Below are 24,764 nucleotides of genomic sequence, written 5' to 3'. Positions count from 1 at the left end.
GACCGGAGAGGTGGCCGAGTGGTCGAAGGCGCACGCCTGGAACGCGTGTAGGCGGGAAACCGTCTCCAGGGTTCGAATCCCTGTCTCTCCGCCACTTGCCCTTTAGAAATTGTTTTCTAGGTCCGGGTTCGGTCGGACTTTTCCTTTGTTTGCGAGGGTTCTGCGGGAGGGGCTGAACGCTGCGCCGCTGGCAAGCTTGGCGAAATCTTATTCCGGGGGGCGCTATTCTTTAAACCTCATGACTGTTCCAAACTGGCGAAGTTTTCCAAAGCTGTGAAAGCTTGCTCTTTTTTCGCTGGGAATAGCTTTGCACGTCGACGCCAGTGTCCGCCGGCTCTCTTTTGATGAAGCGCGCATCGGCCTTGGGGTGTTTCGGCGGCACCAGCCGGTTCATTTGGCGAAAGTCGCCACCGCGCGGACGTTCAGAACGAAGTCGCGCAAGCTGCGGTCGCGGTTGACTACCGGCTTTGCCGCCAGAGCGTAAAGCCGGGCTGGGGCAGAACGTCACCGTCGGTGACATCGCCGACTTCGCCCCGGGCATCGGCTGAGACCAAGTGGATCGTCCGGAACGAGCGCATGTCAGAGTGCCTTGCACAGGCGCAAGGCGTCGTAAATCGCGGCGTGGGTGTTGCGCGACGCCACCGCGTCACCAATCCGAAAGAGTTGATAAGTGCCACCATCGTTGCTCCGCAATTCCTGCGTGCGCCCCTCGATCAGCGCATCATAGTCGACCTCTCCCAGGTTGGAGGATCCCGGACGGAGGTCAAAATACAGATCGTCGAGCGGCAGGGTGCCGTGGTTCACGACCACCTGATCGACATGTCGATGCCGTGTCACGCCGCCGTAATCGCTGTCGATGGTGGCCAGAAGAGCGTTGCCTTCGCGCTCGACCGCGGCCAGCTTCCAGGTTACCGTCAACCTGACGTCGCACTTTTGCAGTTCTCGCATCGCAGGGGTCAGGGACATGCCCATGACCTCGGGCGCAAAACTGCGATCGCGGGTCATGATCTCGACCTTTGCGCCGGTGGCGGCGATCTTTTCGGCGGCCTGAAGCGCGGCAAAGTCACCGGCCTCGTCATAGATAAGCACATCTGCACCCGGCTGGGTGTCTCCCGAGAGGATATCCCAGCTGGAAACGACAAGCTCCTCGCCCCCGCCCGGAACCTCGACCTGCGGCAGGCCGCCGGTGGCGACGATAACCACGTCCGGGTCTTCTGCCAAAACGGTCCGGTCATCGGCGAAGGCGTTGAAGTGGAAGGCCACTCCCATGCGCGTACATTCCTCGAAACGCCACTGTATCAGCTGGAGCATCTCCTTGCGGCGGTCCGTCTGCGCGGTCAGGCGCACCTGACCACCGGGGTCGTTCGCGGCCTCGTATACGATCACCTCGTGACCGCGTTCCGCCGAAACGCGGGCGGCCTCCAGCCCTGCAGGCCCGGCGCCGATGATCACCACACGGCGGTGGGTGTCGGTCTTTTCTATCTCGTGCGGCTGCTCGGTCTCGCGCCCGGTGGCCGGATTGTGCAGGCAAAGCGCCATACCCCCTTGGTAGATCCGGTCCAGACAGTAGTTGGCCCCGACGCAGGGGCGGATGCGATCTTCCTCGCCCCGCATGATCTTGGCCACGATATGCGGCTCCGCGATATGGGCGCGGGTCATGCCGACCATGTCCAACTTGCCCGAGGCGATGGCATGGCGGGCGGTCGCCACGTCCTGGATCTTGGCGGCATGGAACGTGGGAATCTGCGTCTCGGCCCGGATCTCGCCGGCGAAATCTAGATGTGGGCTTGATCGCATGCCCTGCACAGGAATCACGTCCGTCAAAGCGGCATCCGTTGCCACGTAACCCCGGATAATGTTCAGGAAATCGACCATCCCGCAGGATTTCAGGCGCCTGGTGATCTCGATTCCGTCTTCCCGGGTGATCCCGCCCGGCTTGTCCTCGTCCGCGACATATCGGATGCCCACGATGAAGCGCTCGCCCACGCGGGCGCGGATCGCCGTCAGCACCTCCATCGTGAAGCGCAAGCGGCTGTCGTGGTCACTCGCACCGAAAGGGCCGTCAAGTTGGTTGAGCTGCGGCGACCAGAACGCATCCATCAGGTGGCCATAGGCCTCGAGCTCGATCCCGTCGAGACCGGCGGCCTGCATCCGTTCGGCGGCGTCGGCGTAATCCTCGATGATGCGCGCGATATCCCAGTCCTCCATCTTCTTGGGATAGGCGCGGTGTGCCGGCTCGCGCGCATGGCCAGGCGCAAGGCTGGGCAACCAGTCACCGCGGTCCCAGCGGGTACGCCAGCCCAGATGGGTCAGTTGGATCATCACCGCGCAACCATGCTCGTGACACGCGTCGGTCAGCGCCTTCATGTGCGGCACGACCTCGTCGCGGTAGGCGAGGATATTGTTGAAGGCTGGCGGACTGTCGCGTGACACCACCGCCGAGCCGGCGGTCATGGTAAGCGCAACGCCGCCGCGGGCCCGTTCCGCGTGGTAGGCCCGGTAGCGATCGGTCGGGAGGCCATTCTCTGGGTAGGCGGGCTCGTGACTGGTGATCATCAGCCGGTTTTTCAGTGTCAAATGTTTGAGCTGGAACGGTTGAAGTAGGGGGTCGCTGGTCACGGGCTGGCTCCTGTGCTGACACTGGGACACTCGAAAAAATGTGCATTTGTGTCAATATCGAGTTCACTGTTGTATATTTTCATTTGAGGATCGGCAACTTGCCCCTTATTTATGAACATGCGTATGGATGACATCTCTGTAGATGAACCTGAAAAGACGTCGGGGTGGCGCGGCTCGCGCGAGCTTTGGCTCACGGCGGCCAAGCAGGCCTTGTTGGAAACAGGTCTCGATGCGGTCAAGATCCAGCCGCTCGCCAGCCGCTTGAACATTTCCCGCACCAGTTTTTATTGGTTTTTCAAAGATCGCGGCGCACTTCTGGACGCGCTGCTGGAAGAATGGGATGCCAAGAATACAGGAGCCTTCGCCGATGCCTCCGACGCCTATGCCGAGACGATCACCGAGGCCATTCTGAACCTGATTGCGGTCTTTCATGACGAGGCTTTGTTCGAGCCCCAGCTTGATTTTGCGATCCGCGGCTGGGCACACCAATCGACAGAGGTGATGATCAGGGTGAATGCATCGGACAAAATCCGGCTTGACGCGATCAGGCGCATGTTCGAACGGTTCGGGTATGACAGAAGTGATGCCGACGTGCGTGCAAGGACCGTCTATCTGACGCAGATCGGGTATATCTCGATGCAGGTTCAAGAATCCCCCGAGCTCCGTATGGCGCGGGTGCCCGGCTATGTCATGACGTTTTGTGGCATTGAGCCTGCGCCGAACGAACTCGCCAGGTTCCACGCGCGCCTTGGTGCGCGTCCGGCGGGGCAAAGTACTGAACGCTGAAAGAAAAGGCAGCTCTCAGGACATTAAGCGTACAGAGCAAATTGCACACTGCATGTGCGGCGATGCACCTTGCCATTAAGGACAGGTTCGCTGATTGCGTCGATTAACAAGAAGTTTCGACATGGGCATGGCTCGCTGTTCTTGGCGCGGTTCGTTTCAGCGGCAGCGAAAGCTCGGATCCGATGTTGTCGCATGGCACGGCGCGACGGAGTGCTGGAACGCGTGATCGGAGAATGCGAGTCAGCTGTGCAAATTGCGAAGCCGAGCCGAAAGCGACTGCCGCGCGCGTTAGTTCGGTTAAGGAAGAATAGTACGCGGGACTGTTTCAGATTCCGCCAAGCTTTGGGAGAGTGCGACGATGCCGGCGCCGAAGAACGAAAAATTCCCATTTGCCGGGTCCGGCCTGCGCGCACTTGCACTTATTGCATGTCTGTCCGTTTTGTCGCACGACGCTGCGGCCCAGTCGGACGATGCCGGAGCGGCGGCGTCGCAATCCAAGCCGGTCGGCGTGATTGTCCTCAATGCGCAGGACGTGCCCTTCGTGCTGACCGTGCCCGGCCGTGCCGTGGCTTTCCGCGAAAGCGATATTCGCCCACAGGTGACTGGTGTGATCGACGAGATCACCTACACGCCCGGCACTGAGGTTGCGGCGGGTGATCCGATGTTCCGGATCGAGAGCGACACATTTGCCGCCGACAAACGCGCCGCCGAAGCCTCGGTTACGCGGGCGGAGGCGGCGCTGGTCACCGCCAGAAACACACTGGAGCGCTATCAGACACTGAGCGGCCGGTCGGTCAGCCAGACCCAGGTCGACGATGCGGAAGTGGCCGTGCTTTCCGCGGAAGCCGACCTTGAACAGGCCCGCGCCAACCTTGAAATCGCTCAACTTGAGCTCAATCGGACCGAAATCCGCAGCCCCTTCGCCGGCGAGCCCAGCGTGGCCGCGATTTCGATTGGAGCGGTGGTCACCGCGAACCAGGCCGAGGCGTTGGCGACAGTCACGCAACTGGACCCGATTTACGTTGACCTCATTGAATCGAGCGCCCGCGTGCTTCGAATCGAAGAGATGATCCGGTCCGGCGCGCTGCGCGTCAACGGCGACATCGGCTTTTCATTGACGCTTGAGACAGGCGAGACCTACCCGGAGCCTGGGCGCCTGGTGTCCGACAGCGCCCGGGTGTCCGAGACCACCGGCACGCTCGCCTACCGCGTCGAGTTTCCCAACCCTGATCGGGTTATCCTTCCGGGACAGTTCCTGCGCGCTGACGTTACGCTGGGAATGCGCGAGGCCTTTCTTGTGCCGCAACGCGCCGCACGTCGCACAGCCGAAGGACTGCTGACATTCTACGTGGCCCGCGAAGGCAAAGCCGTGCTGGTCGAAACTCGCGATCTGGGAAGCTTTGAGAATGCCTGGGTCGTGGCCGAAGGGCTGCAGGAGGGCGATCAGTTGATTGTGGACGGGCTGACACGGTTGCGCAGTGGCGCGCCAGTGGCCCCCAAGCAGGTCAGACTGGATGACGCCGGACGCGTCGTTGAAGAAGAGGGCTGAACGTGGGAGCCTTCTTTGTCCACCGCCCCGTCTTTGCATGGGTAATTGCCATCGTCACGTCGATCGTGGGCACCTTCGCCATGATCAGTCTGCCGGTATCGCAATATCCCGAGATCGCCCCGACGACCGTGCGCGTGGAGGCGACCTATCCTGGCGGTACCGCAAGCACGCTTGAAAGCACGGTAACACGGGTGATCGAGGACCGACTGACCGGCCTGGACGGTTTGCTTTACACGACGTCGACATCTACCGCTGGCAGTTCGTCGATCACTATGGTTTTCGACGGCTCCATCGAACCCGTGACTGCACAGAATGATGTGCAGGTTCGCGTCACCCAGATCGAGTCCCAACTGCCTCAGACGGTGCGGGACCAGGGTGTGAACGTAACCCGGTCCAGCTCGTCGCTGCTTCTGGTAGGTGCCTTGGTATCCGAAAACGGGGCGCAAACCTCGACCGACCTTGGCAATATCTTCACAGGCCAAATCGAAAGCACGCTTTTGCGACAGGATGGCGTCGGTGGTGTGAACCTTTTCGGCTCGGGCTACGCAATGCGCATCTGGCTCGACCCGTTGTCGCTCGCGCGTTACCGGCTGACTGCGTCGGACGTTGTATCGGCGGTCGAGGCGCAGAACACTGCCGTCGCGGTCGGCGCTTTGGGCGACCTGCCGCTGGCGGACGGCCAGCAGGTCACAGCGACGATCACCGCGCAAAGCCAGCTTCGCACGGAGGACGAGTTCGGCCGGATCCTGCTTCGCTCCGGGCTGGGCGGGGACGCGGTCTATCTCAGCGATGTTGCCCGCATCGAGATCGGCAACGAAAGCTATGCCACCGAGGCGTGGCTCGACAGGCAATCCGCGGTAGGATTCGGCGTCAATCTGCGCACCGGCGCCAACGCGCTCGACACGGCCGAGGGGGTGCGCGAACTCCTTCGCTCGATCGAGCCCAGTCTGCCCGAGGGGGTCGCGGTCGAGATCCCCTATGACACCTCGCCTTTCGTGGAGCGGTCGATCAACCAAGTTTACATGACCCTGGTCGAAGCGGTGGTGCTGGTCCTGATCGTGCTGCTGATTTTTCTGCAAACCTGGCGTGCGACGATCATTCCGATCATCACGGTGCCCATCGTCCTTCTGGGTACGTTCGCGGCGCTGTCGGTGCTGGGATACACCGTCAACACTTTGACCATGTTTGCGCTGGTGCTGGCGATCGGCCTACTGGTGGACGACGCCATCGTGGTGGTGGAAAACGTGGAACGGCTGATTGCGGAAGAGGATCTGGACCCGGTTACCGCGACTGTGCGCAGCATGAAGCAAATCACTGGCGCGCTTATCGGGATCCTGGTGGTACTTGTCGCTGTGTTCGTGCCGATGGCGTTTTCCGCGGGTTCGGTCGGGGTGATATATCGGCAATTCTCGATCACGATAATCACCGCAATGGTCCTGTCGCTCCTGATCGCGCTCAGCCTGACACCGGCGATGTGCGCGCAGCTCTTGCGCAAACGCGGCGACGCGCGGTTCTTCGCCGCGCGGTGGTTCAACAGCGGCCTGTCCGGCCTGGTCGCAGGGTTCACCGGCTTGGTCAAGCGGCTGGTGCCTCTGCGCTTTGTGATGCTACTGGTCGTCGGCGCCATAGGCTACGGTGGCTATCTTGTTTACGAGCGCATGCCAGGTTCGTTCATTCCGACCGAGGACCAGGGCGTCGTTCTGAGTCTTATCTCTCTGCCTGCGGGAACCACGGCGCCGGTCACCGAGGCGGTGCTGAACGAGGTCGAGACGCATTTCCTGGAAAACGAACCCGACGCGGTCGAGGCGGTCTTCGGCGTTCGCGGTTTCAGCTTTGCCGGCAGCGGTCAGCATCAGGCGATGCTGTTTGCCCGGCTAAAGGATTTCGACCTACGCGAGGATCCAAGTCTTTCGGCAGAGGCGGTTGCAGCCCGCGCAAACCAGGCGCTTTTCGGTCATCGCAGTGCGCAGATCTTCACCATACAGCCCCCCGCGATTCCCGGCCTGGGCACGTCGGGCGGATTTAGCATGTATCTGCTCGATCAGGGCGGGCAGGGGGCGGATGAACTGATCGAGGCCGCGCAGCGCCTGACGGGGGCCGCCGCGCAGGACCCGCGCCTGACGGCGGTTCGGGCCGACGGGATCGACACCGAAGCCTCGCTGTCACTGGATATCGACCGGCCCAAGGCCGAGAGCTTCGGCCTCTCGGTCGACTCCGTGAACGCGATGCTGTCGATCATCTTCGCCGGACGTGACGTGAATGACTTTCTTCTGGGCAACGATCTGCGGCCAGTGATCGTTCAGGCCGATGCGCCTCACAGGATGCAGCCCGAGGATGTCGCGTCCTGGTACGCGCGAAACAGCGATCAGGAGATGGTGCCCTTCGCCGCCTTCATCCAAAGCCGGTGGGAGCAGATCGCGCCGGCGCTGACCCGATATGACGGGCTTGGCGCAATCGCGATCTCCGGCAATCCCTCGCAAGGAGGCAGTTCGGGCGACGCGATGGCGGCGATGGAGGAACTCGTAGCCTCTGAGACACCGGAATATGGCGTCGGCTGGGCCGGTATAAGCTTTCAGGAACGCGCCGCTGGCAGCAACGTGGCGATGCTTTATGCCATTTCCGCATTGATCGTCTTTCTTGCCCTGGCTGCGCTTTACGAAAGCTGGATGGTGCCCCTGTCGGTAATGCTGGCCGTACCGATCAGCCTGACCGGTGCGCTGACAGCCTCTTGGTTGACCGGGCAATCGAACGATGTCTACTTCACCGTAGGGCTACTGACGACAATCGGCCTGGCATCACGGAACGCCATCCTCGTTGTCGAGTTTGCGGAAGAAGTGCTGCGCGAGACGGGCGATATCGTGCAGGCCGCCGTCACGGCGGCACGCCAGCGGCTGAGGCCGATCCTTATGACCGCCCTGACCTTCATGCTCGGCGTCATGCCACTTGCGACCGCCAGTGGCCCCGGCGCACAGGCTCAAAACGCGATCGGTATTGCGGTGCTGGGTGGCATGGCAGCTTCGACCTTCGTGGCAACACTGTTCGTGCCGCTGCTATACGTACTGGTCAAGACGTTGGCCGCGCGGGTCTCGAAACAGGTCAGTTGAGGATGCGTTTTGCCGGTCGCCCAGCAATCCGATACGTTTCTCTCAACACAACATTGAGGGGAGCGCATGAAACCAATTCGTTCAATTGACCGGCGTGTAGCAAATATACGGGACGCAACTGCTTTCGAACCCTATGACCCCGTCACGGAACCGGGAACCTCGATCCTAAAGCTGAACACCGCGATGCCGCGCGACGTGGGTTTCTACATCTACAGGATGGAGCCGGGGGCAAGGTCGACCCCGCACCGTCATGGCGGGGCCGAGGAATTCGTGATGCTCGAGGGTGAATTGATCGACAATGACGGCACGGTCTATCGGCAAGGCGATGTCGTCTGGCTGGCACCGGGAACCGACCATGTTTCACATACCGAGACGGGATGCCTGATCGCCGTTTTCTCGGAGGGCGAGGAAACCCCGCTGGTGGGGTAAGGTGAGCGACGCCCGCCTACATTGCGGCGCGGGTTTCGGAAAGTTCGCGGTCGAGCCGTCTCTCCAGCGTACCCTGCGGTCGTGTGAACCGCGCCAGCAGATCGTAAAGGACAGGCGTGACGACCAGCATGAGCACCGCCGACAGAGACAAGCCCGCCACGATCACGGTGCCTATGGCCTGACGGCTTTCAGCGCCGGCGCCCGTGGCCATGACAAGGGGCAGGGCGCCCAGAATGGTCGATATCACCGTCATCACGATCGGACGCAGACGCAGTGTGGCCGCGCGGATCACAGCCTCGCGGGTTTCAAGGCCGTCGCTGCGCAGTTGATTGGCGAACTCCACGATCAGGATGCCGTTCTTGGCGACCAGTCCGACCAACAGGATGATCCCGATCTGGCTATAGACATTGAGTGTGAGTCCCCCAAGCGCCATCGCATAGATCGCCCCGGCCAGTCCCGCCGGAACGGTCAGCATGATCGTGACCGGGTGCACAAAGCTTTCGAACTGGGCGGCAAGTACCAGGAAGACGATCAGCAGCGACAGCGCAAGCACGAAGCCGACGCCCGCTGACGTGTCCTTAAAGGTACGTGACTGACCTTCGTACCCCAACTTGGCCTCGACCGGCAGGATATCCCGCGCGGCGGTCTCGATCGTGTCAAGCACGGTGCCAAGCTGTGCGCCGGGCTCCAGAGCTCCGGAAAGCTGAACGGATGGGAGGCGGTCGAAGCGGCGCAGGCTGGGGGCGGCGGCATTCTCTCGCAGATCGACCAGGGCCCCAAGCGGCACGAGTGTTTCGCCGTCGCCCGCCCGCACGAAGATATTGTCGATATCCGACGGCGTATTGCGGTCGTCATCCTGCGCCTGAAGGATCACCGGGTACTCTCGGCCCCGGCTGACAAAGCCTGTGACCTCGCGCGAGGCCAGTAGCGTTTGCAAGGTACCGGCGATCGTTTCCACCGATATGCCGAGGTCGTCCGCACGCGCGCGATCGATCGTGACATCGAGTTGCGGCAGATTCTGGTCGAAGTCGATCTCGGGATTGACCAGCCCCGGAATGGTCTCGGCCTCCGCTTGCAGGCGTTCGGCCCATTCCTTGACGCTCTCGAAATCTGGACCGCCCACGACCACACGCACCGGGGTGGAGTTGCCGCGCAGGCCAAGGCCGGCCGGGGTTACCGGAAAGCCACGGGCGATTGTCACGTCTCCCATTTGGGGTGCGATCTGTCCGACCACCTCTGAAACCGACATGTCACGTTCATCCCACGGGGCAAGGCGAAACACCACGAAAGAGCGCCAGGCCCGGTTGCCCCAGCCGGTAAAGGTGAAAACCGTCTCGATCACGCCGGACTGGCGCAGCGGTTCAAGAATCCCCTCGACCTGCCGCGCGGCGATATCGGAATGCTCCACCGTGCTGCCTTGGGGCGCGGTCAGCGGCACGAAACCCACCCCGCGATCCTCGCGCGGGGCCAACTCGCGAGGGAGGCCCTCGTAGAACAGCGCAGCACCCCCGGTCACGGTGAGCGCCACGGCAAGCACCACCAGTGGTGCCTGCACTGCGCGTTTCAGCAGCGCTTCGTACTTGCATTGCGCCCAACCCAGGCTCTCGGCGTCGTCTGCGGACACCCCGTCGCGCTGACGCAGCACCTTCGAGGCCAGCGCCGGGCAAGCGGTCAGGGCCACGAAGGTCGATATCGCCACTGTCCCCGCCATGACCCACCCGAATTCGACGAAAAGGCGCCCGACCTGTCCGGGCATGAAAGACAGCGGCACGAAGACGGCCATCAATGTCAGCGATGTGGCGATGACTGCAAAGGTCACCTGACGCGCTCCGCGATAGCTGGCGGCAAGCGGACTTTCCCCCATCTCGATCCGGCGCTGGATGTTTTCCAGCACCACAATGGCGTCGTCGACCACGAGGCCAATTGCAAGAAGCAGCGCCAGTAGCGTCAGCGTGTTAAGCGAGAACCCCCAGGCCGAAATCAGGATGAAGCAACCAATCAGTGACACGGGGATCGCTACGAAAGGGATCAGTGTGGCGCGAGGGCTGCGCAGGAATACGAGAATCACAAGAACTACCAGCGCCAGCGAGATGCTGAGCGCGATAACCACCTCGCGGATCGAGGCTCCGACGAACAACGCATCATCCGATCCGACGATCAGTGTCATGCCCTGGGGCAGGGTCGGCGTGATCGCCTCTATCTCGGCGCGCACGGCCTGGGAAATTGCCAGGGTGTTCGACTTGCTTTGGCGCAGGACGGCGATGCCCACCGCGTCAGTTCCATCAGTGCGTACGATGGTGCTGTCATCGGCCACGCCCGGCTCGACCCGCGCCACATCGCCCAGGCGCACGGGAAAGCCCGCCACGCGATCCAGCACCACGTCGCGGAAATCCTCGATATTACTGAGGCGGGAGTTCAACCGGACGGTCAACTGCCGGTCCTGCGATTTGACCTCGCCAGCCGGCAGCTCGAGGTTGTTGCGTCGCAAAGCGGCTTCGACATCGGCCACCGTCAGCTTGCGTGCCGCCAGCGAGCGCCGGTCAAGCCAGATGCGCACTGCGAAGGGACGCTCGCCATAAATGTTCAGATCCGCCACCCCATCAACCGTGGCGATGCGGTCGGCTATGAAGCGGTCGATGTAATCGGTGATTTCGGCGGTCGTCATCCGGTCCGACGTCACGGCCAGCCGCATGACCGGATCCGCGTCGGCGTCGGACTTGACCACTCGAGGCTCGTCGGCCTCTTCGGGCAGTTGTCCGGTGACCCGTCCGATCGCATTGCGCACGTCGTTGGCCGCATTGTCCAGATCGCGCGAGGTTTCGAATTCAAGAGTGATGCGGCTGCGGCCCTGGCGCGATTCCGAACTGATCGAGCGCAGGCCGGTGATTGCGGCAACCGCGCCTTCCAGCGTTTCGGTAATATCGGTGTCGATCACCTCGGGTGCCGCGCCACGATACTCGGTCGTGATCGTAACCACGGCGTTGTCGACATCGGGCAATTCGCGCACGGGGATGTTCTGCACTGCCGCAAGGCCGAAGACCAAGATCAGTAGGCTGGCCACCGCCGCCAGCACCGGCCGGCGTACCGCGATGTCCGACAGCGTCACGTGTCACCCTCCGACCCGTCCGATACTGGTTCTGTAGATTTGACTGTGACCACGGCGCCGTCGCGCAGCCGGCCGAGCCCGCGTATCGCCACCTCCTGGCCTTCGTCGAGCCCGGCCAGTACGGCCACCTTGCCGTCCTGCCGCGCCCCGGTTCGAACAGGCGTGCGCGTGGCCACCCCTTCGTTGATCGTGAAGACATAAGTATCGGCGGCCTGAAAAATGATGGCTTCTTCCGGCACCACCAGCGCGTCCGCTTCAGAAAGGGTGAGGGTCAGTGACATGAACATGCCCGCAGGCAAAAGACCATCAGGATTGGGTATAACGGCGCGCGCCCGAAAGGCCCGCGACACTGGATCGATCCGGCTGTCCACCGCGTCTATCTGACCCGTGAACACGCGATCGTCGAAGGCCACGCTTTGCGCTTCAACCGGCATACCACGCTGGACTTTCGCGAACAGGGTTTCCGGAAGCGAGAATTCAAGTTCTACCTGGCTCAGGTCGTCGAGGCGCGTGATCATGTCGTCGCTGGTCACACGTGCGCCGCGATCCACTTCGGCCAGACCCAGAACGCCGCCGAACGGGGCAATTATTGTCCGCCGGTCCAGCCGTTGTTGGGCCCGTTCCAACTGTGCCTCGGCCTCCGCCAGCCGCGCTACAGCTTCCTCCTGCGAAGCCTGACTGACCGCGTTTGTGCTGCGCAATTGCTCGACCCGCTCAAGAACCTGCCGGCGCTCGATCAGCCGTGCCTCGGCTTCGGCAAGATCGGCCCGCTCTATCGCATCGTCCAGCCGGACCAAAACCGCGCCTTCCTCCACCCGCCCCCCCGGCGTGATCGCCAGCTCCACGATGCGGCCATCCGCTTCCGGGACAATCTGAACCGAGTTGGCGGCGCGCGTCGTGCCGACCGCCTCGACCTTCTGATAGATGCGCTCGGTTTCGGCTCGCGCCGTTTCGACCGTGACCGGGCCCGAGCCACGAGCCTCTGCCGCTTCAGCCGGAGGCGCGAGGTAGGTCGCGTACCCCCAGTAGGCGGCGTAGCCGATCGCACCCAGGAGGCAAATCAGCAATAGCTGTTTGAATACGGACATTCGGTCGCTCCACGATCCCGCGCTGCGGGCACGGCGCCGCAATAGACAGGTCCGTGCAGGTTAGATTAACCGCGCTGAATAGCAAGCTTGGCCAAGTGTTGCATCTTGAACGGGCAGTGTATTCTTGGCCCGCCTGTCTTCAAATGTGCGTGAACGCAAACATAATCGGGTTTGGTGCACAAGTCGTGCCCACAGATGTTAATTGATGGTGCCGATCGGATCCGGTGTTATACTTAGCTTGAGATGTGCCCCAGCCCTGTCCGGACCGGTGGCGCCAACGCAACGTCAACCGACGGACCTATCGCGGCGTATGAAAAGGATTTTGCTGGCCGACGACCATACCCTGGTCCGAGAGACGATCGCGGATTTCATCAAGCGCCAGGCCGCATTTGAGGTGGCGCAGGCCGCGTCTCTGGACGAAGCGTTGAAGGTCAATGCCGAGCAAGGTCCGTTCAACCTGATCATGCTGGACTACACCATGCCGGGAATGGAGGCGCTTGCAGGGTTGACCCGAATGCGCGCGGAGTCGGGATGTCCGGTGGCGATCCTGTCGGGCACGGCTCCACCAGATATCGCGCGGCGGGCTTTGCGGGCGGGCGCGTCAGGCTTTCTGCCCAAGACACTTGCTGCGCAGCAGTTTGTGGCGGCCATTCAGCAGATCCTGGGCGGCGATGTCTACCTTCCGCAGGATTTCCTGAGTGAATCCTTGGCAGGAACCCGCGCCACGCATCTTACACCGCGCGAACTGGAAGTGTTGCATTGTGTCGCGGAAGGCAAGCTAAATAAGGAAATCGCCCGCGAGCTGGACATTCAGGAAGTGACCGTCAAGTTGCATGTGAAAACTCTTTCGCGCAAACTTGGCGCGCGTAACCGGACCCATGCCGCGATGATGGCCCGCGATCTGGGACTGCTGTAACGCTCAACCATCCGGGCAACCCCAATTACAGCTATTGTTCGCGGCGCGCCAACCTGTTCTGGGAGTCTGGCGCGCATTTCCGGATCAACCCGTTGCTTACCCAATTCTTGCTCTGGTCTCTGCCGCAAATGTCTTTGACACGGACACTCTGTCCGCGGGCGTCAGGGAACTGGACCGTGCCACATCTGAAACAGGGTGAGAAGCACCGCGACCGGCCGGATGCGCAGAACGACGTTTTGATACAGTTTTCAAAGCGAAACTGGCGGAGAGACAGGGATTCGAACCCTGGGACCCCGTGAAGGGTCAACGGTTTTCGAGACCGCCCCGTTCGACCACTCCGGCACCTCTCCGCGGGGGTCTGGAGGGTGCGTTTAATCGCCTTTGAACGGGGTGACAAGGGGTTTGCCTTGTTTCGCCACGGATTTTGCCTACGTTGGGGTAAACAACGCCACGTCAGGAGGTATCGTGACCCGGACGCGCTCAATCCGACCCCTTGTTTTCATAGCTTTCCTCGCAATCGCGCTGATGGCCGCGCTTCAGACCCGAGCCGCGGATCGCGATCGGCTCGACGCGTTTCTCGAAGTGACCGGCTTTGGTGTCGCGCTCGACTCTATCGCGCTTGCCGCCGGGGATGCGCCCGCAATGCTGGGAATGCAGGCCAGCGATTTCGGATCAGATTGGTCGCGCGTTTCAAAAGATGTGTTCGATACCGAAAAGATGCAGACAATGGCGCTCGACATCCTGTCTGAAACTCTGAGCGACGAGCATCTGACCCACGCCGCGGAATTCTACGCTTCGCCGCTGGGACAGCGTCTGGTGGAGGCCGAGAACGCCTCGCACATGGTCGAGGATGACGAGGCAAAGCAGCAGCAGGGCCGCGCCCTCGTGGCCGAAGGTGTGGAGCAGGGCGACGAACGCATCGAAACCCTTCAGAACCTCAACCAAGCGGTGGATTCCGACGGAAATTCGGTTCGCGCTGTACAGGAAATTCAGGTTCGCTTTCTGATGGCCGCATCGAATGCCGGCATTCTGAACCAAGAGGTTGACGAAGACGCCTTGCGCGCGGCCATGAAGGCCGGTGAGGAAGAGATGCGGATGACCATGAAGGCTGGCGCGCTGGCCAATGCCGCATACACCTACCAGGATTTCTCGAACGGGGAGCTAAAGGAATATCTGGCCGCGCTCGAACATCCCGACATGCAGACTGTGTATCAACTGATGAACGCGGTCCAGTACGAGATCATGGCCAATCGCTTTGAGGTGCTCGCTTCGCGAATGGCTGAAATGCACCCCGGGCAGGAGCTTTGAACTGATATGCATATAGCAAGAACCCTGGCCACCCTAGGCGCACTTTCGGCGGTGCTTCTGGCCTCGGATGCCGCCACCGCGCAGGACGACGATCGCCAGCGCTTGATCGAGTTGATGCGGATTGACGACACTGTAGTGGTGATGCGCAAGGAAGGTCTGCGCTACGGCGCCGAGATCGGCGCGGAGATGCTGCCCGATATTCCAAAGGACGACTGGGAACGCACAGTATCGCGCATCTATGATGCCGAGAAGATGGAGGCGGTGATCACCCAAGGGTTCCAAACTTCACTCGAAGGGGAGGAACTGGGCTCCTTGGTCGAATTCTTCGATAGTGGTCTCGGGGAAGAGATCATTGGGCTCGAAATCTCGGCTCGTGAGGCTTTTCTCGACGAGGAAACCGAGATTGCGGCGATGGACGCCTTTGAGGTGGCCCGCGGTGACGAAACAGAGCTTTACCAGCAAATCGAGACGATCATCTCCGACAGCGACCTTGTGGAATACAACGTCATGGGCGCGATGAACGCCAACCTCATGTTCTATCGTGGCCTGGCCGATGGCGGCGCCATCGATCTTGGGGAATCGGACATGCTGGCCGATGTCTGGGCGCAAGAATCGGACATCCGCGCGGAGTCCGAGGCTTGGCTTGGGTCCTTTCTGATGATGGCCTACCGTCCGCTGGAGGCGGAGGAACTCGAAGCTTACGCCGCACTATACCGCACACCCGAGGGGCGCATTCTGAATACCGCGGTTTTCAACGCCTATGACCGCATGTACGACGAAATCTCCTACCTTCTGGGGCAGGCGGTCGCCGAGCACATGCGCAGCCAAGAACTGTGACCGAACCCGGCCGGAGCCGAACTGCGCCGGTCGGCCTAAAAAAACTGGGCTTTTGCAGGGTGCAAGGCTTGACTTTGAGGGGCGCCCCTAGGATAAGCGGCCATCCCGGCGGGGCGACTCGTGCGGGATTTGTTTTTTTGACGCCCGAAGGGTGCGCCGTTCGAGGCACCAAACGCCGGTTGATCCCGGGGCCACAGAACGCGGATGAAAAAAGGAAAGAGATATGTTTGCGGTTCTGAAAACCGGTGGCAAGCAGTACAAGGTTCAGTCGGGCGATATGCTCCGGGTGGAAAAGCTTGCTGCAGACGCGGGTGAGAAAGTTCAGTTCAACGAGATCCTGATGCTGGGTGGCGACGCGCCGGTCATCGGTGCTCCGCTTGTCGACGGCGCGGCCGTGCAGGCTGAGGTCGTGGACCAGATAAAGGGCGACAAGGTCATCAACTTCGTCAAGCGCCGCCGGAAGCACGGCTCGCAACGGACCCGTGGCCACCGTCAGCAACTGACCCTGCTGCGCGTGACCGAGATCCTTGAGAAGGGCGCCGACAAATCGGGCGTGAAGGCCGCTGTAGGCGCAAGCGCACTGGCCGCCGGCTTGGGCACGACCCGTTACGCCGACAACAAGGCCGAGCAGGCCGAGATGGCCAAGCGCGTGAAGAACAACGAGGCCGAGGAAAAGAGCGTCGCCAAGAAAGCCGAAACCAAAGCCGAGAAGAAGGCCGAGGAAAAGAAGGCTGCTCCCAAGAAAGCCGCGAAGGCCGAAGGTGGCGACGACCTGAAAGAGCTGTCCGGCGTGGGCCCGGCGCTCGAAAAGAAACTGCAAGAGGCAGGCGTGACCACGTTTGCCCAGATCGCGGCATGGACCGCCGATGACATCGCCGAGATGGACGAGAAACTGTCCTTCAAAGGCCGCATCGAGCGTGAAGGCTGGGTCGAGCAGGCCAAAGAACTGGTCAAAGGCTAAGGAGAGACGATATGGCACACAAGAAAGCAGGCGGTTCATCCAGAAACGGTCGCGACTCGGCCGGTCGTCGTCTGGGCGTCAAGAAATACGGCGGCGAGGCCGTGATTCCGGGCAACATCCTGGTGCGTCAGCGCGGCAACAAGTTCTGGCCGGGCGACGGCGTGGGGCAGGGCAAGGATCACACCCTCTTTGCGACCGTCGAGGGCTCGGTGCATTTCCGCAAGGGCCTCAAGGGCCGTACCTTTATTTCGGTTCTCCCGGTGGCGGAGGCCGCCGAGTAAGCCGAACCTTCAAGGTGTGAAATTCAGGGGGATCGGCACATCGCCGGTCCCCTTTTCTGTTTTTCGGAGGCACGTCATGAGCGTAGCCGTTACATCCTTTCTGGTCTTTGGCGCGTCGCAAGTCGGCACGCCGGGACCGGCCAACATGGCGCTTCTGGCGACGGGCGCGCGGTTCGGGTTTCGCGCGGCGTTGCCCTTTGTTGCGGGGGTGGTCATCGGCAAGCAGTTCGTGATCTGGCCCGTAGGCTTCGGCCTGATGGAGCTGGCCGACCGCGCGCCTTACGTGTTCGACATTCTGAAGTGGGTGTCGGCGGCGTACATCTGCTGGCTCGCATGGAAGGTCGCGCACCTGCGCCTCGGTCCGGCCGACGCGCAGGTCGCCGCGCCCGGCTTTCTGGCAGGGCTAATCGTGCATCCGCTCAACCCCAAGGCCTGGGCAATGATCGTCGCCGGCTTCACCAATTTTGTCGCTGCGGGCACGCCCGCCTTGCAGGCCACGCTGACCATATCCATCTGCCTTCTGAGCCTGCAATTGCTACTGCACCCGATCTGGACACTTGGAGGAGACCGGATCGCGCGCACCGTGGCGGGAACCCCGGCCGAGCCGCACCTCATGCGTGCCCTGGCCGCGCTGACCGTCGCATCCGTCCTGTTCGTGCTTTTCGGAGGAGACAGCATATGAAGCTTGAAACCATCGCAACCGACACCCTTCTGGAAACCGAACGGTTCGACCTGCGACCCGTCCGCGACTCCGATGAGGGCCTTATCTCGCTCTATGCCGGCGACGAGCGTGTGGCCCGGTTCACCACGTCTATCCCGCATCCTCTTCCGCCAGGCACATCTGAGGCCTTCATCGCGCGCGTCAAGGATCCGGACCACCCCGAGGATGTCTGGGTGATGGACGGCACGCGTATCGGTGGCGGCGAGGTCATGGGCCTGATCGGCCTGGAGCGGATGGACCGCGATCAGTCCGAAATCGGGTACTGGGTCGCACCGGCCTACTGGAACAGCGGCATCGCCTCGGCTGCAGTCGAGGCTATCCTGTCGGCCAATCCCCAAAACGCGCAGACAATCTTTGCCAGCGTGTTTCAGGACAATGCCGCCTCGGCCCGCGTGCTGACGAATTGTGGTTTCCGTTATCTCGGCGATGCGGAGAGCTTTTCGGTCGCGCGCAAGGCCAATGTCCCGACCTGGACCTACAGCCGGGCGATGGACAATGGCTGAAACGGTCTTTGCCCGCACACCGCGCCTTATCTGGCGCGCAGGCACGCCGGATGACGTAGGGGCGCTTGACGCGATCGTCAGCGATTTCGACGTGGTTCGCCAGACCGAGACCTGGCCCTGGCCCGCGGACCTGTCCTTCACGCGCTCGCGCTGTGTCGTCACCGCGTCGGATCCGGGCGCATCAGGTGTGGTTTGCCAAGGCGACGAGGTCGTCGGCTATCTCGGTCTCAGCCTCGAGGGCAAGATCGGCTATATGTTCGGCAAATCCCATTGGGGCCAGGGCCTGGCCACCGAGATCGGAGCCGCCGCGGTTGCATACGCATTTGACCGCTTTGACTGGCAACGTCTCGAGGCTTGCGTCTTTGCCGACAACCCCGCTTCGGGCCGGGTTCTGGAAAAACTGGGATTCGAGGAGGGCAACGCCTGCCAAGGTCCCTGCCGTGCACGTGGCGGTGTTCACCCAATTCGCACCTTCCGGCGTCCCCGGGCTTGAGCCAGACCGCATTTGGTTCTACGGACGGTCTCTGACGCCATCTGAGGCAATGACATGAAGTTTCTCGATCTCGCCAAGGTTTACATCCGCTCGGGCAGCGGCGGCAACGGATGCATCAGCTTCCGGCGCGAGAAGTATATCGAATACGGCGGCCCCGACGGCGGCGACGGTGGCGGCGGCGGCTCGGTCTGGGCCGAGGCGGTCGACGGGCTGAACACGTTGATCGACTTTCGCTACCAGCAGCATTTCTTCGCCGACAACGGCACGCCCGGCATGGGCAAGCAGCGTACCGGAGCGGACGGCGACGACATCGTGCTGCGCGTGCCCGTGGGCACCGAGATCCTGGACGAGGACCAGGAAACGGTGATCGCCGACCTGACCGAAGTGGGCGAGCGCGTGTGCCTGGCCCGGGGCGGGAATGGCGGCTGGGGCAATTTGCGGTTCAAAACCTCTACCAATCAGGCGCCGCGCCGCTCCAACCCGGGGCAGGAGGGCGTCGAACGCACCATCTGGCTTAGGCTCAAGCTGATTGCCGATGTGGGTCTGGTCGGGCTGCCCAACGCGGGCAAGTCGACCTTTCTGGCCGCGACGTCGAACGCGCGACCCAAGGTCGCCGACTATCCGTTCACGACGCTGCATCCCAACCTCGGCGTCGTCGGCGTCGACAATACCGAGTTCGTCGTGGCTGACATTCCCGGCCTGATCGATGGCGCGTCCGAGGGGCGGGGACTCGGCGACCTGTTTCTGGGCCATGTCGAGCGTTGCGCGGTGCTTTTGCATCTGGTCGACGGGTCTTCGGGCACCTTGATCGAAGACTACCAGACGATCATCCGAGAACTGGAAGCCTACGGCGTGGGGCTGTCGGACAAGCCCCGCGTGACGGTGCTGAACAAGATCGACACGCTAGACGAGGAAGAGCGCACGTTCCTGCGCGAAGAGCTCGATGCTGTGGCGGGCACGCCAGTCCTGCTGATGTCGGGAGTGTCGCGCGAGGGTGTCACCGAGGTGCTTCGTGCCTTGCGGGCCCATATCGACGAGGGCCGACTGCGGCAACGGCCGGACGATGACGAGGACGCACCGTGGCAGCCGTAGCCGACGCCAAGCGTCTCGTGATCAAGATTGGCTCGGCCCTTCTGGTCGACCGGAAAACGGGCCAATTGCGCCGTGACTGGCTGGTGGCGCTGTCCGAGGACGTGGCCCGCCTGCGGGCGCGGGGCACGGACGTTATCCTTGTGTCTTCCGGCTCCATCGCACTGGGGCGAGGTGTCCTGAAACTTCCCTCCGCCGACTTGTCACTGGAACAGTCGCAAGCCGCTGCCGCCGTGGGCCAGATCCAGCTCGCCACCGCATATACCGAGGCGCTGGCGGCCCATGACATCATCGCGGCACAAGTGCTGGTCACATTAGAAGACAGCGCCGATCGCCGCCGCTACCTCAATTCTCGCGCGACGATGGAACAGCTGTTGTCACTGGGCGCGATCCCCATAGTGAACGAAAACGACACGGTCGCCACGGACGAGATCCGCTATGGCGACAACGATCGGCTGGCCGCGCAGATCGCCGTGACCGCCGGGGCCGATCAACTGATCCTGCTCAGCGACGTGGACGGCTTTTATTCCGCCAATCCGCAGACCGACCCGACCGCTAAACGCTTCGACGTTATCTCGGAAATCACACCCGAGATCGAGGCCATGGCCGGTGCCGCAGGCTCCGGCCTGTCGAAAGGCGGCATGAAGACCAAGCTGTTGGCGGCGCGGACGGCCACCGCCGCCGGATGCGACATGGCGATCACCGAAGGGTCAGTGCTTCACCCGGTCCGGGCATTGGAAAATGGCGCCCCCGTTACGTGGTTCACCGCCCAGGGCGACCCGCAGCAGAAACGCAAGCAATGGATTGCCTCGATGAAGCCCAAGGGTCGGATCGTCGTCGATGCCGGGGCGGTCAAGGCGCTTCGGGCAGGCTCCAGCCTGCTGGTCGCCGGCGTGGCGCAGGTTTCGGGCCGGTTCGAACGCGGTGACGCGGTCGAGGTCGCCGACGAGACGGGCGGTATTCTGGGTCAGGGGCTGACGCGCTACGACGCACTGGACGCCGAACGCATCAAGCGACTGCGCTCGGACCAGATCGAGAACGTGCTGGGGTATCCCGCTCGCGGTCCGTTGATCCATCGCGACGATATGGCCATATGACCGAACGACTGCTAGATTCCGCTGAACGAACAGGTGCCTTGATGAAAGATCTCGAAAATATTCCAGCACTTATGGCCGAGATAGGTCAGCGGGCCAAGACCGCCGCCGCGGTGCTTGCCACCGCCACGGCAGAGGCCAAGACCCGTGCGCTGACGGCCGCGGCGGATGCGGTGTGGGACAGCCGCGCCGACATCCTCGAGGCCAACGCCAAAGACCTCGAGTTCGGTAGCGATAAGGGCCTGTCGGATGCTATGATGGATCGCCTGATGCTGGACGACGACCGGATCCGGGGCATTTGCGACGGGCTGCGCGCCGTCGCCGCTCAGGACGATCCGGTGGGCGAGGTGATCGACGAATGGGACCGCCCGAACGGGCTGCATATCCGGCGCGTGCGCACTCCGCTCGGCGTGATCGGGGTGATCTATGAGAGCCGTCCCAATGTCACGGCGGATGCGGGCGCGCTCTGTCTGAAATCCGGTAACGCGGCGATCCTGCGCTGCGGCTCGGAAAGCTTTCATTCCTCCGGTGCCATCCATCGCTGCCTATGCGCAGGCCTGACCGAGGCCGGTCTGCCGGAGGACGCGATCCAGCTCGTCCCGACCCGCGACCGCGCGGCGGTGCAGGCTATGCTGACGATGACCGGGGCGATCGATGTGATCGTACCGCGCGGCGGCAAGGGGCTTGTCGGCCTCGTTCAGCGCGAGGCACGGGTGCCTGTCTTCGCGCATCTCGAAGGCATCGTGCATATCTACATCGACAAGCATGCGGACCCGGAAAAGGCGCTGCGCGTCGTAATGAATGCCAAGACCCGCCGCACCGGCATCTGCGGCGCCGCCGAATGTCTGCTGGTGCACGAGGACGCTGTCGATACGATCGGGCAGGGCGTCATACGGGCCTTGGTCGAAAAGGGGGTCGAGGTCCGTGCCGATACTGCCCTGCAATCGGTCCCTGGCACGGTTCCGGCCGGCGATGGCGACTGGGGGTTCGAGTTTCTGTCGATGGTCATGGCCGCGAAAAAGGTGGGCGACGTCTCAGACGCTATTGATCATATTCGGAAATATGGGTCGCAGCACACGGACTGCATTATTACCGAGGACGACGCGACTGCAGAGCGCTTCTTTGCCGAACTCGACAGCGCGATCCTGATGCGCAACGCCTCGACCCAGTTCGCGGATGGTGGAGAGTTCGGCATGGGCGCGGAAATCGGCATTGCGACCGGCAAGATGCACGCCCGCGGCCCCGTCGGCGCCCGGCAATTGACCAGTTTCAAGTATCTCGTGGACGGCGACGGCGCTATCCGCGCCTGAGCCGCACTTCCGCCGCTTCGTCCGACAGGACCGCTGAACAATCCAGCCGCGCGTCCCATGCCGCAGCGGGCAGGATCAAGAATTGCACATGCGCCGGCGCCGGAAGCGACGTACCTTGTATGCCGTTCAGCATGTCCCACAAGGTGGCGTCCACGTTCATCCGTTCAGCCGTAGCCCGGATGACCCAGCCGTCCTCGGATCGTGTCATGACAATGCGGCCCCCATAGGGCACCGCCTGTTCGGCGCAGAGCAGCGCCAGCAGCACCGCGCGCACCTCGGCACGCGGGTAGTGGCCTGAGGGAAAGGGGGCAATCTCGGTTCGGTCGTCTGCATGAAGGTCCCTGAGGATCGAGTTGACCTCTTCCGCGCCTGTTTCCTGTTCCTTGCAGGCCATCCCGAAGGCCAAGCGAAAAAAACGGATGCGGGCATTGGCATGGGCCACGCTGTCCGCGACAAGCGACAGTTCGGGCGAACCGGCGGCGTCCGACAATTCCAGCAATTCGAGCCCGTTGCTGACTGCGCCGATAGGGCTGATCAGGTCATGACAGATACGAGAGCCTATCAAAGCTGCGATAGCGTTGGTATCGTTTGCCAAATCGTTTCCTTTCCCGCGGAGCCCGCCGATGTCCGACATGAACAGCATTCTCGAGCCCGGCATGCTCGTGGTCCACCCCGATCAGCCTGATTGGGGCACCGGGCAGGTCCAGTCCAACATCGGTGGAAAGATCACGGTGAATTTTCAGGATGTCGGTAAAGTGGTGATAGACGGCTCCCGCGTTGAGTTGATGACGGTGACTGAACCATAAGCAACGTTGCCAAAACGTTAACACGCAAAGGCGCGCTCGCAAGCCTCCTTCTTGCTGCGGGCAAAGATACGCCGCGGGACTTGAAGTGGTTGCAGCGCGGGACTGAAAGGCATTAAAACCCGCGCAGCCAATCTGAACGGACCCATTGATGTATTCGCGCGACGTGCAGTTCACCGTAAGACTCGCCCGCTCCGAGCAAGACCTGCACGCGGCGCAACGACTCCGCTACGACGTGTTCGTCGCGGAACTGGGCGGCGACGGCCCGCTCGTCGACCACGACGCGAAGTTGGAGCGTGACCGGTTCGATGCCTATTTTGATCATCTGCTTCTGGCTGACGAGTCCCGCGGCGGTGAAATTGTCGGCGTCTACCGTGTCTTGCGCGACGACCAGGCCGCCGAGGCGGGTCAGTTCTACTCCGAAGATGAATACGACATTTCGGTCCTCAAGTCCTCGGGCCGGCGCATCATGGAGCTGGGCCGGTCCTGCCTTGCCGAGGGCTATCGCGGTGGCGCGGCCATGTACCACCTGTGGAACGGCCTTGCGCACTATGTCGCCGATCACGGCATCGAGATCCTGTTCGGCGTCGCCAGCTTTCATGGCACCGATACCAGCGCCCTGGCGCAGCCCCTTTCATTGCTCCACCACCGCCACCTGGCGCCCGAGGCATTGCGGGTTCGTACCGTGCCCGCCCATTACCAGCCGCTTAACCTGGTGCCGGAAGATCAGATCGACCGGCGGGCGGCCATGTTGCAGGTGCCTGCGTTGATCAAGGCCTATCTGCGGCTTGGCGGCTTTGTCGGTGACGGTGCGTTCATCGACCACACATTCAACACAACCGATGTCTGCCTCGTTATGGACACCGCGCAACTGAACGCCCGGCAAAAGGCGATCTATTCCAAGGGTGCCGGCCTGTGAGCAACACCTGGGAGTCCCAGCGTCCCGCGCGCGTGGTCCGTGTCACGGGGGCAGGTTGGCTGATACTGGCGCTGCGCCTTGTGGTGCTTTTGGCGATCATCTTGCCAGGTGTCTTCGCGGTGCTGGTTCTGCGCCTTGCCGAGCCATTTTTTTTCGACCGCAGCCGCCCATTGACCGCGCGCTTGCAACGCTGGGCCATCTGTGCCGGATTGCGCGTGATCGGATTGCGCTATCGCCGCGAAGGCCAGCCCATACAAAGCCATGGCGCCGTGGTGGCCAATCACGCTTCGTGGTTGGATATCTTCGCTCTCGGGGCAGGGCAGGCGATCACGTTCGTGTCCAAGGCCGAGGTGGCCGGTTGGCCCGGCATCGGTTTTCTTGCGCGGATCGTCGGCACCGTATTTATCAGCCGCAATCCCCGGCAGGCCGACGCACAACGCAACCAGCTGAAAGCCGAGCTTGATGCCGGTCGAAAGCTCTTGTTCTTCCCCGAAGGCACGTCGACCGACGGAATGCGCGTGCTGCCGTTCAAGTCGAGCCTCTTTGCCGCGTTTTCGGATCTCGAAGCGGGGATGCTGATTCAGCCGGTCACGGTTGTCTACATCGCGCCAGACGGGCTGGAAGAGCCGCGCTTTTACGGCTGGTGGGGCGACATGGATCTCGGGCCACACATGCTGCAGGTCCTGTCGCGGTTTCCTCAGGGTGGCGTGCGCGTGATCTATCACGAGCCGCTCAGTGTCAGCGACTATCCCGATCGTAAGACGTTGGCCCGAACGCTCGAGGCTAAAGTGCGTAGCGCGATGCCACCCGAAGTCGCTTTGCCGGGCTGAGACTGCCGCGCAATCCCG

22 protein-coding genes and 2 tRNA genes are annotated in these 24,764 nt (G+C 62.3%); 19 read left to right on the top strand and 5 right to left on the bottom strand.

What is annotated here, in order from left to right:
- Positions 1-4 precede the first annotated feature (4 nt).
- Positions 5-94: transfer RNA gene (locus PVV74_RS01145), tRNA-Ser, on the top strand.
- 485 nt (positions 95-579) lie between these two features.
- On the opposite strand, the gene PVV74_RS01135 is transcribed toward PVV74_RS01145, so the two are convergent.
- A complete protein-coding gene (locus tag PVV74_RS01135) occupies positions 580-2,619 on the bottom strand; it encodes an NADH:flavin oxidoreductase (protein ID WP_274591941.1) in 2,040 nt (679 codons plus the stop codon).
- 123 nt (positions 2,620-2,742) lie between these two features.
- On the opposite strand from PVV74_RS01135, the gene PVV74_RS01130 reads away from it, so the two are divergent.
- From PVV74_RS01130 to PVV74_RS01115, 4 genes are all read left to right on the top strand, one after another.
- Complete coding sequence (locus tag PVV74_RS01130; RefSeq protein WP_274591940.1) at positions 2,743-3,405, top strand: TetR/AcrR family transcriptional regulator; 663 nt, start codon at positions 2,743-2,745, stop codon at positions 3,403-3,405.
- A 358-nt stretch (positions 3,406-3,763) separates the two neighbouring features.
- Positions 3,764-4,954: an efflux RND transporter periplasmic adaptor subunit gene (locus tag PVV74_RS01125; protein ID WP_274591939.1), complete on the top strand. Its 1,191-nt coding sequence runs from the start codon at positions 3,764-3,766 to the stop codon at positions 4,952-4,954.
- A gap of 2 nt (positions 4,955-4,956) precedes the next feature.
- The gene (locus PVV74_RS01120; protein WP_274591938.1) at positions 4,957-8,058 is read left to right on the top strand and encodes a multidrug efflux RND transporter permease subunit; all 3,102 of its coding nucleotides are present in this window, start codon (positions 4,957-4,959) and stop codon (positions 8,056-8,058) included.
- 66 nt (positions 8,059-8,124) lie between these two features.
- The gene (locus PVV74_RS01115; RefSeq protein ID WP_211286094.1) at positions 8,125-8,487 is read left to right on the top strand and encodes a cupin domain-containing protein; all 363 of its coding nucleotides are present in this window, start codon (positions 8,125-8,127) and stop codon (positions 8,485-8,487) included.
- Positions 8,488-8,503: 16 nt separating this feature from the next.
- Here the strand turns inward: PVV74_RS01115 and PVV74_RS01110 are convergent, their stop codons facing one another.
- Positions 8,504-11,593, bottom strand: a complete 3,090-nt coding sequence (locus PVV74_RS01110) for an efflux RND transporter permease subunit (RefSeq protein WP_274591937.1) — start codon at positions 11,591-11,593, stop codon at positions 8,504-8,506.
- Positions 11,590-12,681 carry an efflux RND transporter periplasmic adaptor subunit gene (locus PVV74_RS01105; RefSeq protein ID WP_274591936.1) on the bottom strand — a complete coding sequence of 364 codons (1,092 nt, stop codon included), beginning with the start codon at positions 12,679-12,681 and terminating at the stop codon, positions 11,590-11,592. Before PVV74_RS01105 ends, PVV74_RS01110 begins: the two co-directional genes overlap by 4 nt.
- Before the next feature lie 205 nt (positions 12,682-12,886).
- Between PVV74_RS01105 and PVV74_RS01100 the strand changes: the two genes are divergently transcribed.
- Positions 12,887-13,597, top strand: coding sequence for a response regulator transcription factor (locus PVV74_RS01100; protein WP_338020410.1), 711 nt, complete (start codon positions 12,887-12,889; stop codon positions 13,595-13,597).
- A 260-nt stretch (positions 13,598-13,857) separates the two neighbouring features.
- Here PVV74_RS01100 and PVV74_RS01095 read toward each other — a convergent pair.
- Positions 13,858-13,947: transfer RNA gene (locus PVV74_RS01095), tRNA-Ser, on the bottom strand.
- 115 nt (positions 13,948-14,062) lie between these two features.
- On the opposite strand from PVV74_RS01095, the gene PVV74_RS01090 reads away from it, so the two are divergent.
- The 10 genes from PVV74_RS01090 (at position 14,063) to PVV74_RS01045 (ending at position 22,194) form a co-directional block, all read left to right on the top strand.
- Entirely contained in the window at positions 14,063-14,905 is an 843-nt protein-coding gene (locus PVV74_RS01090) for a DUF2059 domain-containing protein (RefSeq protein ID WP_338020409.1), read from the top strand.
- 6 nt (positions 14,906-14,911) lie between these two features.
- Entirely contained in the window at positions 14,912-15,742 is an 831-nt protein-coding gene (locus PVV74_RS01085) for a DUF2059 domain-containing protein (protein ID WP_274591935.1), read from the top strand.
- Between the two features lie 223 nt (positions 15,743-15,965).
- A complete protein-coding gene (locus tag PVV74_RS01080; protein WP_274591934.1) occupies positions 15,966-16,703 on the top strand; it encodes a 50S ribosomal protein L21 in 738 nt (245 codons plus the stop codon).
- A gap of 11 nt (positions 16,704-16,714) precedes the next feature.
- Positions 16,715-16,984, top strand: a complete 270-nt coding sequence (gene rpmA, locus PVV74_RS01075) for a 50S ribosomal protein L27 (RefSeq protein ID WP_103761335.1) — start codon at positions 16,715-16,717, stop codon at positions 16,982-16,984.
- Positions 16,985-17,060: 76 nt separating this feature from the next.
- Positions 17,061-17,666 carry a LysE family translocator gene (locus PVV74_RS01070; protein WP_274591933.1) on the top strand — a complete coding sequence of 202 codons (606 nt, stop codon included), beginning with the start codon at positions 17,061-17,063 and terminating at the stop codon, positions 17,664-17,666.
- Positions 17,663-18,208 carry a GNAT family N-acetyltransferase gene (locus tag PVV74_RS01065; RefSeq protein ID WP_274591932.1) on the top strand — a complete coding sequence of 182 codons (546 nt, stop codon included), beginning with the start codon at positions 17,663-17,665 and terminating at the stop codon, positions 18,206-18,208. Before PVV74_RS01070 ends, PVV74_RS01065 begins: the two co-directional genes overlap by 4 nt.
- On the top strand, positions 18,201-18,701 hold the full coding sequence (locus PVV74_RS01060; protein ID WP_274591931.1) for a GNAT family N-acetyltransferase: 501 nt from the start codon (positions 18,201-18,203) through the stop codon (positions 18,699-18,701). The genes PVV74_RS01065 and PVV74_RS01060 overlap by 8 nt, the downstream gene beginning before the upstream one ends.
- A 54-nt stretch (positions 18,702-18,755) precedes the next feature.
- The gene (gene obgE, locus PVV74_RS01055) at positions 18,756-19,793 is read left to right on the top strand and encodes a GTPase ObgE (protein WP_274591930.1); all 1,038 of its coding nucleotides are present in this window, start codon (positions 18,756-18,758) and stop codon (positions 19,791-19,793) included.
- Positions 19,781-20,887, top strand: coding sequence for a glutamate 5-kinase (gene proB, locus PVV74_RS01050; protein ID WP_274591929.1), 1,107 nt, complete (start codon positions 19,781-19,783; stop codon positions 20,885-20,887). The genes obgE and proB overlap by 13 nt, the downstream gene beginning before the upstream one ends.
- A 41-nt stretch (positions 20,888-20,928) precedes the next feature.
- On the top strand, positions 20,929-22,194 hold the full coding sequence (locus tag PVV74_RS01045; RefSeq protein WP_274591928.1) for a glutamate-5-semialdehyde dehydrogenase: 1,266 nt from the start codon (positions 20,929-20,931) through the stop codon (positions 22,192-22,194).
- Here the strand turns inward: PVV74_RS01045 and PVV74_RS01040 are convergent.
- Positions 22,181-22,789: a histidine phosphotransferase family protein gene (locus tag PVV74_RS01040; RefSeq protein WP_274591927.1), complete on the bottom strand. Its 609-nt coding sequence runs from the start codon at positions 22,787-22,789 to the stop codon at positions 22,181-22,183. The two genes, PVV74_RS01045 and PVV74_RS01040, sit on opposite strands and share 14 nt — an antisense overlap.
- A gap of 28 nt (positions 22,790-22,817) precedes the next feature.
- Between PVV74_RS01040 and PVV74_RS01035 the strand changes: the two genes are divergently transcribed.
- The 3 genes from PVV74_RS01035 to PVV74_RS01025 all read left to right on the top strand — a co-directional run bounded on the left by PVV74_RS01035 (position 22,818) and on the right by PVV74_RS01025 (position 24,746).
- Entirely contained in the window at positions 22,818-23,000 is a 183-nt protein-coding gene (locus tag PVV74_RS01035) for a DUF3553 domain-containing protein (RefSeq protein ID WP_274591926.1), read from the top strand.
- 148 nt (positions 23,001-23,148) lie between these two features.
- Positions 23,149-23,916: a GNAT family N-acetyltransferase gene (locus PVV74_RS01030; RefSeq protein WP_274591925.1), complete on the top strand. Its 768-nt coding sequence runs from the start codon at positions 23,149-23,151 to the stop codon at positions 23,914-23,916.
- Complete coding sequence (locus PVV74_RS01025) at positions 23,913-24,746, top strand: lysophospholipid acyltransferase family protein (RefSeq protein ID WP_274591924.1); 834 nt, start codon at positions 23,913-23,915, stop codon at positions 24,744-24,746. Before PVV74_RS01030 ends, PVV74_RS01025 begins: the two co-directional genes overlap by 4 nt.
- Positions 24,747-24,764: the final 18 nt, after the last annotated feature.

The sequence above is a fragment of the Roseovarius sp. SK2 genome, from assembly GCF_028807495.1.
GTDB classification, from domain to species: domain Bacteria; phylum Pseudomonadota; class Alphaproteobacteria; order Rhodobacterales; family Rhodobacteraceae; genus Roseovarius; species Roseovarius confluentis.
This window is presented reverse-complemented; position numbering and strand designations above follow the sequence as displayed.

Excerpts from the sequence above, each read along its gene's own strand:
- PVV74_RS01130 (WP_274591940.1), top strand. The coding sequence starts at position 2,743 with ATGGATGACATCTCTGTAGATGAACCTGAAAAGACGTCGGGGTGGCGC.
- PVV74_RS01125 (WP_274591939.1), top strand. The coding sequence starts at position 3,764 with ATGCCGGCGCCGAAGAACGAAAAATTCCCATTTGCCGGGTCCGGCCTG.
- PVV74_RS01115 (WP_211286094.1), top strand. The coding sequence starts at position 8,125 with ATGAAACCAATTCGTTCAATTGACCGGCGTGTAGCAAATATACGGGAC.
- PVV74_RS01105 (WP_274591936.1), bottom strand. The coding sequence starts at position 12,681 with ATGTCCGTATTCAAACAGCTATTGCTGATTTGCCTCCTGGGTGCGATC.
- PVV74_RS01100 (WP_338020410.1), top strand. The coding sequence starts at position 12,887 with ATGGTGCCGATCGGATCCGGTGTTATACTTAGCTTGAGATGTGCCCCA.
- PVV74_RS01085 (WP_274591935.1), top strand. The coding sequence starts at position 14,912 with ATGCATATAGCAAGAACCCTGGCCACCCTAGGCGCACTTTCGGCGGTG.
- PVV74_RS01080 (WP_274591934.1), top strand. The coding sequence starts at position 15,966 with ATGTTTGCGGTTCTGAAAACCGGTGGCAAGCAGTACAAGGTTCAGTCG.
- rpmA (WP_103761335.1), top strand. The coding sequence starts at position 16,715 with ATGGCACACAAGAAAGCAGGCGGTTCATCCAGAAACGGTCGCGACTCG.
- PVV74_RS01070 (WP_274591933.1), top strand. The coding sequence starts at position 17,061 with ATGAGCGTAGCCGTTACATCCTTTCTGGTCTTTGGCGCGTCGCAAGTC.
- PVV74_RS01065 (WP_274591932.1), top strand. The coding sequence starts at position 17,663 with ATGAAGCTTGAAACCATCGCAACCGACACCCTTCTGGAAACCGAACGG.
- PVV74_RS01060 (WP_274591931.1), top strand. The coding sequence starts at position 18,201 with ATGGCTGAAACGGTCTTTGCCCGCACACCGCGCCTTATCTGGCGCGCA.
- obgE (WP_274591930.1), top strand. The coding sequence starts at position 18,756 with ATGAAGTTTCTCGATCTCGCCAAGGTTTACATCCGCTCGGGCAGCGGC.
- PVV74_RS01045 (WP_274591928.1), top strand. The coding sequence starts at position 20,929 with ATGAAAGATCTCGAAAATATTCCAGCACTTATGGCCGAGATAGGTCAG.
- PVV74_RS01035 (WP_274591926.1), top strand. The coding sequence starts at position 22,818 with ATGTCCGACATGAACAGCATTCTCGAGCCCGGCATGCTCGTGGTCCAC.
- PVV74_RS01030 (WP_274591925.1), top strand. The coding sequence starts at position 23,149 with ATGTATTCGCGCGACGTGCAGTTCACCGTAAGACTCGCCCGCTCCGAG.